A 14569-nucleotide genomic window follows, 5' to 3' on the forward strand; every position below is an offset into this window, starting at 1 on the left:
AATAACACACACAACAACAATAGTTTCTTCTCACAATGACGTTTTTTACCTCTCTTTTAAAACCTTAATTATTTCTTAATTATTTGACAAATCTTAAGATTTAATGTATAATGCTTTTTACTTTGCAAATAAAAGCTTAATATTTTAACTATTACTTGACTAAGTTTTTATTGTGAATAATTTTACAAGGGGAATTTTATGTTAGATCTTAAGTCATTAAATACAATTTTATTTAGTAATAAAGAATCAGAATTAAAAATAGCAATAAAAAAGATAAGTGATCAATTTGAACCGGAAAAAGCTAAAAATATTTTAGCATATGCAAATACTTATAATAATATACTTTCTAGCTTACTTACAGAGTTTAATACATTACCTAAAATAATAAGCGATGAAGAGATTATCAATCAATTCTACAATTCAGAAATTAGTCCTTTTTTTGGCTTTTCAAGCTTTAAACACTTAGAAGAAGCAAAAAAATCTATCTCACAAGCTCAAATTAATACAGTTAAGAAAAACTATTCTAAGTTAGAAATAAAAAATAAAGAATTAGCAAACGCTAAAAAAAACAGTAATTCTTCTACAGTGCAAAAACTAGAGCAGGAAACAGAAAAACTTCAAACTTTTCTAGATAGCCCTCAATCACAAACCGCACTAAAAATATTAAAGCATAATATAGCTAAAGAACAATATATTAAATCATTTAAATTAAGCAAATTAGTAGCTGATTATATCGAGGAAAATAATACAATAGATGACAATTTAGCTTATAAACATGCATATGACATAACAGTCTGTTTAGGAGGAGAAATAGCTCAAAATCAAGATATTTTAGCTAAATTACAAAGCTTTCTAAGTGATAACGGATTCTTAAAAGCTAAAAAGCCATTGCACGATACATTTGCAAGATTTTCTCTACCTGAAAATAAGGAACATGTTACTTTAAAAAAGTGGCAAGGGTTAATTAGTAAACACGGCAAAGAGGCAATGAAGTTATTTGCAGTATCTGACGAAATTGAAGAAAAAAAAGCAGGGGATACCGGTATACATTTAGCACCAGAAAATTTACAAGATGCAATATTTCTTCAAACTCAATTAACCTATGAAAGAGCTGACGAATATCCTGAACTAGCTAAATTGGCACTTAAATATAAATTATCTGAAGAAGATTTTAACCAATGCTTAGAAATAGAAAGACAAAAAAAGAGCTTTGACAATTTACCAGATATTACAATTCATGGGAAAGATCTGGATTGCAAGCTTGATAGTAGCACATCATTAAAAGGTTATCATCTAGTTAAATTACCAATTAATGATCCTAGAGCTTATATTCTAGGTCATATTGTTCAAGACTGTCAATCTATTGGGGGGCATAGTGAAAGATGTGTAATCGATGGGATTACTAGAGAAAATAATGGTTTTTATGTTTTACTAAAAAGTAAGAACTCAGCTAAACCAAATGCAGAAATATTTACCTCAGATGGAAAAATTGATTATCAAAATTTTGATATAGTTGGTCAAGCATATGCTTGGCTTAGTAAGTTAGGTAACCTTGTTTTAGATTCATGGGAAAATTTACGTAATGAGAAGGAAGACGAGGAGGATGATGAGGAGGAGAATGATGAAGATGAAATTGAAGATGAAGATGAGATTGAAGATGAAGAAGAAGCAAAATCATTAAATGATGATAAAGTAATTGTACCTTTACTAAAAGAATTCGCAAAACAAGTTTGCAATACCACAAACATCAACAGAGTTACTGTTGGTCTTGGCGGCAAAACTCCTGAAAAATTTAAAGAAATAGAAACTGAATTCCCTGAAACTATATTAGAAGGTTATGATTATGGCGATGCTACAGACCAAGCTTTAATCTATCAAAAACCTGAATTAACAGAATTAGAAAATAAAATTAATGGTTACGTAGCAAAAACAGAATTTGAGTTTGAATTAAATAGAATTGATATAGCTAAAGCCTTATTAAATTTAATAGAAAATGAGCCAAATTTTAATGATCTTCTTAATAACATTAGTCACAAGTTACTAAAATTATTAAATGTATTAGCTATTAGTTCTGATTTAAAAAAATTTAATTATGACTATTTTAAAGAATTTTTAAATTTAGAAGCTGATGTAATAAAGCAACTTGGGGGCTTTTTAGAATATTATAATAAAAAATATTTTATGCCTCATGATCTAAAGGATTTAGGCACAGAAAGAATAAATAATATAACTTCATGTAATGTAATAGAATGTTATAAACAACAATATTTTACTTTTGAAGATCTTAAAGATTTAGATAACAAAAAAATAGAATTATTAACTTCAACTTGCATACAGAACGGTTATCGAGACCAATATTTTACTTTTGAAGATCTTAAAGATTTAGATAACAAAAAAATAGAATTGTTAACTTCAACTCGCATACAGAACAGTTATCGAGACCAATATTTTACCTTTAAAGATCTTAAAGATTTAGATAGCAAAAAAGTAGAATTACTAACTTCAATTTACACGAAGTGGGGTTATGAAAAGAAATATTTTACTTTTGAAGATCTCAAAATTTTAGACCTAGATAAATTAACAATAGCAACTTCAACAAACATAATTGAATGTTATGAAAGCAATTATTTCAAATTTAAAGAGTTTGTCGAATTAGATATAAAAAGAATAAAAAATATTTGTGACGATTTATTTGAATATAAAATGCTTTTGCAAAAGTATTGTACATTTAGTGAGTTAAAAGATTTAAGTTCAGATAAAATAAAAGCTCTTAAAAATTCTTTTGTAGTAAAAGGTTATGACAATAAATATTTCACATTTAACGACCTTAAGGATTTGAGTTTAGAAAAAATAAAATTATTAACTTTAAAGGATTCTGTTGAGGCTTATGAAAAGCAACATTGCACATTTAACGACCTTAAAGATATAAATATAGAAAAAATACCAATTTTAACAAGTCCATCAACAGTTACAACATGTCAACTAGGGTATTACAATTTTAACGATCTAAAAGATTTAAACTTAGATAAATTAGAAATAGCAATTTCAATGACAAGCTACTACGATATTATAAAATTTAAAGATTTTGTCGAACTAGATGTAGAAAAAATGCAAGCTATTTATAATACTAGAATTACATGTAGCAAAATCCTTAAAGGAAAACATTGTACATTTGATGATCTTAAAAACATAGATGAAAACAAAATGAAAGCTCTAACATCAGATATGGCACTTATGTGTTATAGAAGCAAGTATTTTACATTTAACGAGCTTAAGGATTTAAGCTTAGAAATAATACAAACCTTAACAAGTAAAAAATCTTATATTCACTATAAACGTAAGGGTTTTAAATTTGAAGATTTTAAAGCAAGTTTAGAAAAAATAGAAATAGCTGATAATCATAAAATAGAAATTTCTAAAAATCTTGAAGTCTCTTCTTTCACTGATTTAGTTGTTAACGATCATAATCATGAAGAGAATGTAGATATAATTGGAAGAGATTTATAGTTTAGTGTCATGAGCTACTCGACTGTAAAGAGCGTGACAATCTCATGAGTTAATACAATCTCCCTGAGATTGTCCTGTACTATATCTAATGTATTTCCATCCAATTATTACCAGCTCTAATTTCGGTAATAATTGGTACATCCATATTGGTAGAATTTTCCATAATTTGTTTGATAATAGGCATTATCGTTTCTATTTCATCTATTGGTGCTTCAAATAGTAACTCATCGTGAATTTGCAACACTAACCTAGTTTTGAGTTTACGCTTCTCTATTTCTCTATCAAGTAGGGTCATCGCTATTTTGATTATATCGGCATTAGTCCCTTGAATCGGGGCATTAATAGCGGCACGCTCGGCAAATTGCTTGAGTCTTTTATCATTAATTAGCGGCACAAAACATTTACGTCCGAAGAAATCAGTAACATATCCATTTGCTTGAGCAAAGCTTTTAGTCGCTTCCATATATTCCTGCACGCCCTTATATTCAGCAAAATATTTTTTGATATATTCGGCAGCTTCGGTATTACTAACATTTAGCTGCTTTGCAAGCCCGAAAGCACTTATTCCGTAAATAATACCAAAATTTATAGCTTTTGCTTTACGTCTATGTTCGCTAGTTAACTCCTCTTTTTGTAAATTGAAGATCTGGCAAGCAGTTTGGGTATGGATATCATCTTTATTAATAAATGCTTGTTTTAAAGCCTTTATATCCGCAATATGGCTTAATATTCTAAGCTCTATTTGCGAGTAATCCGCTGATATTAATTTATAGCCTTGCTCTGCAACAAAAGCTTGCCTGATTTTATTCCCCTCCCCTGATCTAATAGGTACATTTTGCAAATTAGGCTCTTGTGAGCTAAGCCGTCCTGTAGTAGTGGAAGTTTGCAAAAAAGTGGTATGAATCCGACGAGTTATATTATCTATTTGCTTTGGCAGACTATCAGTATAAGTATTTTTTAGCTTGGTAAGTTGACGCCATCTTAGCAATAAATCCGCAATAGGATAACCCTGCTCGCTAAGCTTTTCGAGTATATCAGCCCCTGTTGAATAGGAATTTGCTTTAGCTGAAGTTTTACCGAATGGTAATTGCATCTTTTCAAATAAAATTTCACCTAATTGTTTTGGTGAACCAATATTGAACTTCATGCCACTTAAAACAAAAATTTCTTCCTCAAGCTTTAATATTTCTGCTCCAAATTCGCTAGATAACTGATTTAAATAATTCGCATCTACCTTTATGCCAGCTTTTTCCATTTTATCTATTACAAAGCAAACAGGTAAATCGATTTCTTTATAAATTCTAAAAGCCTTGTTATCTTTAAGCTCTAAAATAGTTTGCTGATAAAGATCGATAAAGCCTACTACTATTTTTGCTGCCTCTTCTATTGTTGCTTCTTTTTCTACAGCTTCAAATAGATTTTTTTGCGGCAGACCTGCGGATAGTGCATAATTCATTAACTCTAAATCTTCGATTGCTGTAATTTGCTGTGCCCTACTAGCATAAAATTTCAGCAGAGGTTTTAGTGAATAAGTGATTTTCTTTATTGACTGGTCAGTTAGTAAATTAAAAATAATATCTGTAAACCATTCATTATCAGCCTTAGAATTATAAGTAAAAAGATTATTAGCCTCATTTGAGATTTTAATAATATAAGCTTGATTTTTTAGGGATAAAATAAATGCAATATTAGCTCCTTTATTCTGCAATATATATATTCCAAATATCCCTACTTTTTTAGCCTTTTCAGCGAAAGCTTCAAGCTCAGCTTTATTACTGATATCTTTTATCTCTACGGCTTTTTCTTCTATTACTTCTTTATGTTCACTAATTTTAATGTCAAATAAATTCTCTGCTCTTTTATATAAAGATTTAAAGCCATATTCATGTAGAAACTCTGTTAATTTATTATGATCAGGTGGCGACCATTCCAGAGCATCTAGCTTGAAATCCATGTCAACATTATAATCTAGTCCAATTAACTGCCATGAGATTAGAGCAGCTTCTTTTGAGTTTTGTAGCGTCTCACGTTGTTTTATGCTTGAAACTTGCTCTAGGGAATTAAAGATATTCTCAACTGTACCAAACTGGGTAATAAGGCTGCTTGCGGTTTTTGGTCCTATTGACGGCACACCAGGGATATTATCAGATTTATCACCGATTAAAGCCATCACCTCACGTAATTTATCAGAAGTAACGCCGAATTTTTCAACAACATTATCTTCTGTAATATATTTGGCTTTTAGCGGGTCATATATTTTTACATTGTCATTCATTAATTGCAATAGATCTTTATCAGAAGATATGACCACTACTTCTTCCCCAATAGAAGCAGTTTTAGCAGCAAAAGTTGCTATGATATCATCAGCTTCAAAGCCATTTTTTTCTAAAATTGGGAAGTTTAAATTTCTTGCAACATCACGTACTAATGGCAATTGTGCAATCAAATCCTCAGGCGGTGGTGGACGATTAGCTTTATATTCAGGATAAATTTCATGACGGAAATTTTTCCCACCACTGTCAAACACTACTGCTGCATGCTTCGGCTTAAAGTCATTAAGTAGCTTTAGCAACATTGACGTAAAGCCGTAAAGAGCCCCTACAGGCTCACCTTTTGGGGAAGTTAAAGGCTGTTGTGCATAATAGGCTCTGAAAACAAATCCGTATCCGTCTATAAGCAGTAAAGTATTTTTCTTGGTCATTTTGTACGAAGATTAAAGATAAATGATAATATAATAATGAATTAAGATCCTGATTTCAATTTAAGAATTTTACTCCTCTTTTTTTTAATCTCTGCTATATTCTATAAATGTCCTTAGTGTCATCTAGTTGCTTCGATGTCATTCCCGCTTAAGGCTTGCTTGCGTAGATCGAAAAACGCCCTCGGTGTCATCAACTATGTTTTAAATTAAAAAGAAGAGATTTTAATTTAGCATTAGCGATGACAATAATTTTACGCATTAAAGCGGTAAGAGCGACCATTTTCTTTTTACCATTGTTAATGAGTCGCTCATAAAAGAGTCTTAAACCAGAAGTCTTGCTATTACGGGCTGACATAGCAGCAAGGAATAGTATAGCTTGACTCCTGCTCTACCATGTCCTACCTTTCTATATCCTTGATATTTACCACTATCATTAGCTTTTGGAGCAAGCCCTGCAAGAGAAGCAATCTGCCGTCTTGTTAACTTCCCTAACTCCGGTAATAATATTAATAACTCAAAAGCAACTATATTACCAATGCCATTTATCTCTTTCAATATCTCATGCTTTGCTTTTAACAGCTGATCTGATGATATAATCACTTCTACCTGATTAGTAATCTCTGTAATTTGATTACTTAAAACATCTATCATATTTATACAGCTATTTTTAACAAACTTATCTGTATTTGCTTGTTGTAATCTATTCTTTTCGGCAACTAACATTTGCTTTAAATCATTCCGTCTTTGTACTAACCGAAATAATTGTATATTTTGTTTTGATTCAGGCTTAAATACTTCAAGCTTATCTGCTCGCTCCTTACCATATAATCCTAATGCTTTAGCATCTAACTTATCTGTTTTTGCACTATTACCATATGATCTGATAAAATTCTTTACCTTTCTTGCATCTGCTCTATGTACTACATAACCTCTTTCACATAAGCTATACAATAACTCTAGTTCATATCCGCCTGTTGTTTCAACTACAGTTAGAGAGTTTGCTAAAATATCCTTATTATCATTAATAAATTCAAATATACCGAAACTTGTATTCTCATATTCTTTTGTATCTTTTATGCCCTCTATTCCTACTACAAAATTATATTTTCCTATATCAATTCCTATATGTTTGTGATATTTTATCATATGTACCTCGAGATTTTATATTGTTTAGGATTGTAATCGGGCGTGCTTATCGCATCCCTTCCAACTATTCAAACTTCTCGAGAGTCGGGCTATAGTACCTTGATGACTCCGGTCGTATAAAACCTACTATACCGTGACGGTCGCTTACGCCCGCTTAATACCCTATATCATTATATAGGGTATTAACACTCTCTTATAAATGTTTATATTACATTTATAACTTATATTATATCACTTTCTTTTCTTACAATGCCGTGGCGGCATTGGTGCGTGGATCGAAAAACGCCCTCGGTGTCATCCCGTGGCTTGACCACGGGATCCAGTTAAAAATACTAATAAAATTAGTATTTTTTATTATTTTCTGGATACCGAGGATATTGATATTTCTAGTTGTTTTTCTGGATCCTGTGAATAAATCACGGGATGACAGAGGGGAGAATGATCCACGCAGGAATAACATCGAGAGTGCTTTCCTATCACTGTCATCCTAACATCAAGCCACCGGATGACAGAGCAGGCTTCGCCCATTCTCACAATGACGGAAAGACGCCCTACACAACAACCACGCCACAGCACAAACCCCTATATCTACTGTTGCTCTAATACTACTTATAAATACCCCATTAAAAAACTTCTTCAATTTTCTCTTTATTAATTGGTCTATATATTATTTAATTAAATTAGTTACTAATTATTAAGGGTTTTGTATGAAGAAGCAACACATAATAAATGAGACGTTTTTAGACGCAATTTTAGCCAAAAAATTAGGTACTTCCTATACCCCTCCAAAAGAAATTAACGACCCTGATTTTGATGAAGCAGCCAAGCATTTTATTAATCTGCTTGTTAGAGCGGATGGTTTCAAGCCTGTCAAAACGGCGGTAGTTCATCCTATTGATAAAGAGTCGTTACTTGGGGCAGTTAGAGCGGCACAATTTGGTGTAATAACACCCGTTTTGATTGGACCACAGCATAAAATCGAAGCAGTAGCAAAGGTTAATAACGTCGACCTTGCTAATTATCAGGTTATTAATGTTGAGCATAGTCACGATGCAGCAAAAAAAGTCCGTAGAGCTTGCAAAGAAAAGAGAAGTTGCCGCCATTATGAAAGGTTCGCTGCATACTGACGAGCTTATGTCAGCGGTAGTTCATAAAGAGAATGGACTTCGTACCGAACGCCGAATAAGCCATGCTTTCTTAATGGCGGTTGCTACTTTCCCTAAACCTTTTATCATTACCGATGCTGCTATTAATATCCGCCCTACCTTAGAGGACAAGCGTGATATAGTGCAGAATACTATAGATTTAATGCATATCCTAAAAGAAGATAAGCAGGTTAGAGTTGCAGTATTATCGGCTGTTGAGACTGTTACTTCCGCAATCCCCACTACTCTTGATGCAGCTAGCCTATCTAAGATGGCAGATCGTGGACAAATCACCAATGCTATAGTGGATGGTCCTCTTGCTTTTGACAATGCTATATCTTTATTTGCGGCAGAAGCGAAAGGCATTAGCTCATCTGTTTCAGGGAATGCCGATATATTAGTAGTGCCAGATCTTGAGTCGGGTAATATGCTTGCAAAGCAGCTTAAATATTTAGGTCAAGCAGTTATGGCTGGTATCGTACTTGGAGCTAAAGTGCCGATTATTCTAACCAGCAGATCCGACCCTATGGACATGCGTGTAATTTCTTGCGTACTTGCTTCGTTTATTTATAACCATTCTAAAGCCAAGTTACATGTACAAATGAAAGGTAGTTAGCATGAAAAATGTTATCTTAATAGCTAATGCCGGTTCGTCTAGTCTAAAAATTTCCGTTTTTGAAATTAAAGATAAGAAAATAAAAGATAAAATTTACAATATTTTTTTAGAAAAAAATGATACTAAAATAGTATTTCATATAAATAAAAAACAAGAATCTATTACAGAAATTAATGGCGATGCTATTTCAGCGATGATTGAGCTTTTTGAAAGTTGGTGGAAGAATCAGAAAGACTTACATTTGATTGCTACCGGTCATAGAATTGTTCATGGAGGAAAAAATTTCAATAAACCCGTTCTTGTTAATCATAAAATTAGTGAAGATTTAAAAGCGTTGATCCCTTTAAGCCCTTTGCATCAACCTTATAATTTAAAAGTATTAGATTTATTTCTCCAAAAATACAAAGCAGTCCACCATATAGCTTGTTTTGATACATCGTTTCACTTTACTAACCCACCAATCGCAAAAGCTTTCGGCTTACCAAAAAAATATTATGATAAAGGGATTATTCGTTATGGCTTCCATGGTTTATCATATAAATATGTTAGCAGTCATTTTAAAGAAATGACCAAAAAAGATTTATCTGAAAAAACTATCATAGCTCATTTAGGAAGCGGTAGTAGTTTATGTGCAATCAAAAATGGTATAAGTTTAGCTAGTTCTATGGGTTTTAGCGTACTTGATGGAGTAATGATGGGAACTAGAACAGGTAGCCTTGACCCTGGGGTCGTGCTATATCTTTTGGATCATGAGAAAATGACTACCACAGAAATAACTGATCTGTTATATAAGAAATCGGGACTGCTTGGTATATCAGGCGAAAGCTCCGACATGCGTACTTTGCTTGCAAGTAATAATCCTGATGCTAAGTTTGCGGTAGATTTATTTGTACATCGTATTGTGCTTGAAATAGGTAAGTTAGCGGCTGCTCTAGAGGGGCTTGATTGCTTAATCTTTACTGCCGGTGTTGGGGAGAATTCCGCTATAATACGTGAGATGATTAGCGATAAACTTTTATGACTCGGTATTAAAATAGATGATGAAAAAAATCAAAAAAACGAATATATAATAAATACAGAAAACAGTAAGGTTAAAGTTTTCGCCTTACCTACAAATGAAGAATTAATCATCGCAGAAGAGGTAATGAGGTTTATAAATATCTATACCTTACTTTATCATTGTAATTTCAATGTTATTTTTATATTATTATACTAAATAATTAACCAGTCAATTTTTTAAGTATGCACATAGAATATAAAGTTACTGTTTCTGAAAACGGTAGAATAAATATCCCAACAAAAATTCGTGATCAGTTGCATATTTCTTCAGGGGATCAATTGATGTTAGTTTTTGATAAGGAGTTAAAACTTATTCCTTTGAAAAATAAAATTAGAGCATTTCAAGAATTAGTAAAATCTAAAAATAAAAATAATATATCTTTAGTTGACTCGCTAATTAAATCGAGAAAAGAAGAGTTTGATAATGAATAAATGCATTTTAGATTCATCTGCTTTACTTGCATTATTTAATTCAGAAAAAGGTTGGGAAAAAGTTGAAGAATTATTGCCGTTATCTATTATGTCTACGGTAAATATAGCAGAAGTAGTTGCGGAATTAGATAAAAAATTAGCTGTATCATCTATTCAGAGTAAAGAAATGATTATAGCAGCAATAAATAAAATTGTGCCTTTAGATTTTGATCAATCTATTGAGGTTGGTCGTTTACGAAAAGGGCATTCCTTTAACTTATGAAGAATGGGATGGTGGTAATGCGTTACACGTTGCGTGCGGTGCAGGTGGAAGTTTAAAAATGGTAAAATTTCTTGTTGAAAATAATATATTAACTAATATTCATAAAAAATCTGAAAAATTTGGTGATACACCTTTAACATTAGCTATCTCCTATGATCATCATGATATTGTGGATTATTTTAAACAAAAATTTAATATTACTTCCGTTACTTTAAAAGATTTAGATGTTATAATAGACCGAGTGAAAGCAAATTATAGAAGATATTATAATATAAAAAAGTACTACGAAAATCAAAGTAAGAAATAATGTCCCTTATAGCTAACAAAAGAAAAGAAAAATCTTTAGTTAAAATATTATTCTATAAATTGTTATTAGCTATGGTTATAATATACTTGATAATACTATTTTACAATTATATGGATAAATTGAAAATACCTATATTAATTAAACATTCAGATTTTTATAACGAAGATAAATATAATCGTATTCAAGGAATTATAGATTATGTGAATGCTCTTCGAAATGCTTTATATAATCAAGAAGAATTAGATCAAATTATTCCTCAAGCTCAACAAGTATATTTTGTAGATTATTATTTAAGCCAAGTAGAAAACGGAGGACTCACCCAATATTTTTCTAATAGTAATTTTAATGGAAAACAGAATAATATTGTTTTAAAAGGTCTTGAAGATATAAAAGCATATAAAAATAAAGAAATATTTTTTCAGGCTTGTCAATTATTAAATAATATGGATGCCTCATTAAGAGAAGAATATTTATTTTCCGGTATGTATCGGGAAGAGGAAGTTAGACAGAAACCGATAATAAAAGAAATACATATAGAGCTAGAAAAGTTAACTGATCTATTTTTTGAAATAAATGAAAAAGAAGAACCCATTTTAGATTTAAATTTTAAATATGTAGAAAAAATCGATAATTTAAAAATAATCGATGATAAGCTATATGACAAAGAAATAGAAGCTATCGTAGCCTTAGTTCCAAATTATGACGAAAGAAAAAAATACTCAGAGGAACAATGGCTAAAAAATATGCCTAGATATACAAAAATTGCTCGAAAATTATGTAGTAAATATAACTTAGAATTATTATCAATTAATGCTTTAAGTTATGGAGAAAGTCTTATAAGTGAGGAAAAGGTTAAAGAAAATTATAATAATAATATTATGTTTTATCATATAAGTACAGATCAAGGATATTTTTATATAATTGATTTTGGCAAAACATCTGTACTTATTAATGGTGAAGATAATCAGCCAATAGGAAAAATAAATAATTTAGAAATAAATTTCGACCAAAGTAATATAGATATAAATAGCTTTGAAATAGAAAAAAGTACAAATATATTCAAAACTCCTAAATGGTCTATTCAATTAGAAGAAAATTGGAAATCAGAAATAAGCGAAGATTGCTATTCATTTTTTAATCCCGAAGGTTACGGAACGTTACAAATAAGTGACTATACTAAAGATACATCTATAACTTATGATGATGTATTAGATTTAGTAGGGTTTAGCTATAAAGAAAAAACACATTTAGAAGTAGTAAAATTTGGTGATTTTGAAGGTTTTCAATATGTTTATGTTAATACGGAAAATACTTTGTGAAGGAAATTATGGTTAAAAAACGATAAAATACTTTTATTCATAATTTATAATTGTGATATTAACTATGAGGATCATACGGTTGAAACTACAAATAAAATGCTATCCTCGCTAAAAGTTATAACTAAGTAAAAAATGTCCCGACTTCATGCTACTATCTTAACGGTTTTTCCCGAAATGTTTCCTGGGACTTTAGGGCATTCTTTGGCTGGGCAAGCTCTGCAAAAAAATATTTGGTCATATGATGTTATCAATATTCGTGATTTCGGTTTAACCAAGCATAAAAATGTTGACGATGAAGCTTATGGCGGTGGTGATGGGCTAATAATGCGTCCTGACGTGCTGGGTAATGCGATAGATCACGCATTATCTTTAAATCCAAGAGCTAAAATTTATTACCCCTCACCTCGCGGTAAAGTCTTTACACAAGGCTTTGCTAAAGAGATATTGAGAGATATACAGCTAAATTCAGAAAGCTTTAGACAAGATGAATTTAAGGAAGAGCCTGCGGAGCATATAATAATACGTGAGCAAAGGCGAATGCCGCAAAATTCGCTTGTATCAAGTTTGCTGAATGACGCTGTAAATATGATATTCTTGTGCGGACGTTACGAAGGGATTGACGAACGTGTAATTGAAGAGTATAATATAACCGAAATTAGTGTAGGCGACTACATTTTATCCGGCGGGGAAATACCCACTCTCACCATTCTTGATTGCTTAATTAGGCTACTGCCTGGTGTTTTAATGAACCAGAATACCCTTGCTTCTGAGTCTTTTGAGAAAGATGGGGAGTTTGAGGGAGGGCTTGAATGCGGCTTATATACAAGACCTGAAGTTTGGTACAACCGAAAAGTACCGAGTGTTTTATTATCCGGTAATCATAAATTGATTAATGAATGGAAAAAAGAACAGTCGCTTATGATTACAAAATTACGTCGCCCGGAATTATTAAAAGATTTAAGAGACAAGGAAAGGAGTTAATAAATGAATATTATTGACCGCTTTGAACAGGAAAATATTTCAAAGCTTATTGAAAATAAAAAAATTCCTGATTTTAAAGCTGGTGATACAGTTAAAGTTACCGTAAAAATAGTTGATAGATCAGTTGAGAAAGATGGTAAAGAAAAGCTGACTGAAAGATTCCAAGCTTATGAGGGTGTGGTTATTGCTAAAAGAAATCGTGGCATTACCTCTTCGTTTTTAGTGCGTAAAATTAGCCATGGTGAGGGTGTTGAGAGACGCTTCATGACTTATTCACCAGTAGTACATGCTATTGATGTAGTAAAATATGGTGTTGTTCGTCGTGCTAAACTTTACTATTTAAGAGAAAGAAGCGGTAAATCGGCAAGAATCAAAGAAAGACATATGCATATTGCTAAAAAGCCTAAAGCTAAAGTAGCTGAGGCTGTTTAATCTTAATCGTCATTCCTGCCTGAGGCTTTATTGATGACTCAGATGTCATTTTTAGCTAAAAGCGGGAATCCAGCATAAAGCGAGATACCTAAGCTTTTAATTTTAAAAACTTGCTGCTTTTATGTTTATTTTTCTGGATTGCCACATCCGCAGAAATGGCATAATAGTACCAACAGTTATTAAAAAGAATCAGTCATTGCAAGGAAATTATAAAATAGTTGTACGTACATAATCTAGTAAAAAATACTACAAATTAGTATTTTTTTATTAGATTACTTCAGCATTTTCTATAATGTTACCTGCTATTTTGATGCTAGCATTTTCAAACTGAAGATATTTAGTTACTTGAGGTATAATAGTTGGAACTAATAACTTAAAAGCACTATCTTGTAAGTTGTTAGCTATCACTGCTATTTCAAAAAAATTATTGTTTATAAAATTATCTACTTTATTCAGATCATCAGAGTTAAAATTCATTTGTGCTAAAAGAATTTTTAACGCCTCCTTTTTGTATTTTGGCAAGCTACTATATTCTCTTAATAAATTATACTCTTTATAATCTATACTGTTTTCTGTGTTAAACTTCTCTACAATAAATTTAGCCATTTCTAAGTAATCAAGCTCTTCATGATTGTTTATTATACCTCATACTAAATATATCA

Annotated in this window: 10 protein-coding genes and 3 pseudogenes; 9 read left to right on the forward strand and 4 right to left on the reverse strand. The window is 31.3% G+C overall.

Annotated elements, in window-relative coordinates; genetic code table 11:
* The first annotated feature begins 198 nt into the window (after positions 1-198).
* On the forward strand, positions 199-3507 hold the full coding sequence (locus RBE_RS08940; protein WP_011477865.1) for a hypothetical protein: 3309 nt from the start codon (positions 199-201) through the stop codon (positions 3505-3507).
* A gap of 85 nt (positions 3508-3592) precedes the next feature.
* Here the strand turns inward: RBE_RS08940 and polA are convergent, their stop codons facing one another.
* From polA to RBE_RS06290, 3 genes are all read right to left on the reverse strand, one after another.
* Complete coding sequence (polA, locus tag RBE_RS06285) at positions 3593-6208, reverse strand: DNA polymerase I (RefSeq protein ID WP_011477866.1); 2616 nt, start codon at positions 6206-6208, stop codon at positions 3593-3595.
* Between the two features lie 190 nt (positions 6209-6398).
* On the reverse strand, positions 6399-6563 hold the full coding sequence (locus tag RBE_RS09325) for a hypothetical protein (protein ID WP_011476965.1): 165 nt from the start codon (positions 6561-6563) through the stop codon (positions 6399-6401).
* Complete coding sequence (locus tag RBE_RS06290; protein WP_011476964.1) at positions 6530-7354, reverse strand: IS110 family transposase; 825 nt, start codon at positions 7352-7354, stop codon at positions 6530-6532. Before RBE_RS06290 ends, RBE_RS09325 begins: the two co-directional genes overlap by 34 nt.
* A gap of 707 nt (positions 7355-8061) precedes the next feature.
* Here RBE_RS06290 and RBE_RS06295 point away from each other — a divergent pair.
* From RBE_RS06295 to rplS, 8 genes and pseudogenes are all read left to right on the forward strand, one after another.
* Positions 8062-9115: pseudogene (locus tag RBE_RS06295) on the forward strand (phosphate acetyltransferase).
* A 1-nt stretch (position 9116) separates the two neighbouring features.
* Positions 9117-10271: pseudogene (locus RBE_RS06300) on the forward strand (acetate/propionate family kinase); the annotation flags it as partial.
* 86 nt (positions 10272-10357) lie between these two features.
* On the forward strand, positions 10358-10606 hold the full coding sequence (locus tag RBE_RS06305) for an AbrB/MazE/SpoVT family DNA-binding domain-containing protein (RefSeq protein WP_011477870.1): 249 nt from the start codon (positions 10358-10360) through the stop codon (positions 10604-10606).
* Positions 10599-10847, forward strand: a pseudogene (locus tag RBE_RS06310) (PIN domain-containing protein); the annotation flags it as partial. The gene RBE_RS06305 and the pseudogene RBE_RS06310, both read left to right, overlap by 8 nt.
* The gene (locus tag RBE_RS06315) at positions 10831-11175 is read left to right on the forward strand and encodes an ankyrin repeat domain-containing protein (RefSeq protein ID WP_187145739.1); all 345 of its coding nucleotides are present in this window, start codon (positions 10831-10833) and stop codon (positions 11173-11175) included. The pseudogene RBE_RS06310 and the gene RBE_RS06315, both read left to right, overlap by 17 nt.
* Positions 11175-12494, forward strand: a complete 1320-nt coding sequence (locus RBE_RS06320) for a DMP19 family protein (protein WP_011477873.1) — start codon at positions 11175-11177, stop codon at positions 12492-12494. Before RBE_RS06315 ends, RBE_RS06320 begins: the two co-directional genes overlap by 1 nt.
* A gap of 174 nt (positions 12495-12668) precedes the next feature.
* Positions 12669-13475, forward strand: a complete 807-nt coding sequence (locus tag RBE_RS06325; RefSeq protein ID WP_338053124.1) for a tRNA (guanine(37)-N(1))-methyltransferase — start codon at positions 12669-12671, stop codon at positions 13473-13475.
* 3 nt (positions 13476-13478) lie between these two features.
* Positions 13479-13907, forward strand: coding sequence for a 50S ribosomal protein L19 (gene rplS, locus RBE_RS06330; protein ID WP_011477875.1), 429 nt, complete (start codon positions 13479-13481; stop codon positions 13905-13907).
* 267 nt (positions 13908-14174) lie between these two features.
* Here rplS and RBE_RS07605 read toward each other — a convergent pair whose 3' ends face one another.
* Entirely contained in the window at positions 14175-14513 is a 339-nt protein-coding gene (locus RBE_RS07605; protein WP_011477876.1) for a hypothetical protein, read from the reverse strand.
* Between the last annotated feature and the right edge of the window lie 56 nt (positions 14514-14569).

The sequence above is a fragment of the Rickettsia bellii RML369-C genome (genome assembly GCF_000012385.1).
GTDB classification, from domain to species: domain Bacteria; phylum Pseudomonadota; class Alphaproteobacteria; order Rickettsiales; family Rickettsiaceae; genus Rickettsia; species Rickettsia bellii.

What these genes read in the sequence shown, in the direction of transcription:
- RBE_RS08940 (WP_011477865.1), top strand. Translation starts at nt 199, where the DNA reads ATGTTAGATCTTAAGTCATTAAATACAATTTTATTTAGTAATAAAGAA.
- polA (WP_011477866.1), bottom strand. Translation starts at nt 6,208, where the DNA reads ATGACCAAGAAAAATACTTTACTGCTTATAGACGGATACGGATTTGTT.
- RBE_RS09325 (WP_011476965.1), bottom strand. Translation starts at nt 6,563, where the DNA reads ATGTCAGCCCGTAATAGCAAGACTTCTGGTTTAAGACTCTTTTATGAG.
- RBE_RS06290 (WP_011476964.1), bottom strand. Translation starts at nt 7,354, where the DNA reads ATGATAAAATATCACAAACATATAGGAATTGATATAGGAAAATATAAT.
- RBE_RS06305 (WP_011477870.1), top strand. Translation starts at nt 10,358, where the DNA reads ATGCACATAGAATATAAAGTTACTGTTTCTGAAAACGGTAGAATAAAT.
- RBE_RS06320 (WP_011477873.1), top strand. Translation starts at nt 11,175, where the DNA reads ATGTCCCTTATAGCTAACAAAAGAAAAGAAAAATCTTTAGTTAAAATA.
- RBE_RS06325 (WP_338053124.1), top strand. Translation starts at nt 12,669, where the DNA reads ATGTTTCCTGGGACTTTAGGGCATTCTTTGGCTGGGCAAGCTCTGCAA.
- rplS (WP_011477875.1), top strand. Translation starts at nt 13,479, where the DNA reads ATGAATATTATTGACCGCTTTGAACAGGAAAATATTTCAAAGCTTATT.
- RBE_RS07605 (WP_011477876.1), bottom strand. Translation starts at nt 14,513, where the DNA reads ATGGCTAAATTTATTGTAGAGAAGTTTAACACAGAAAACAGTATAGAT.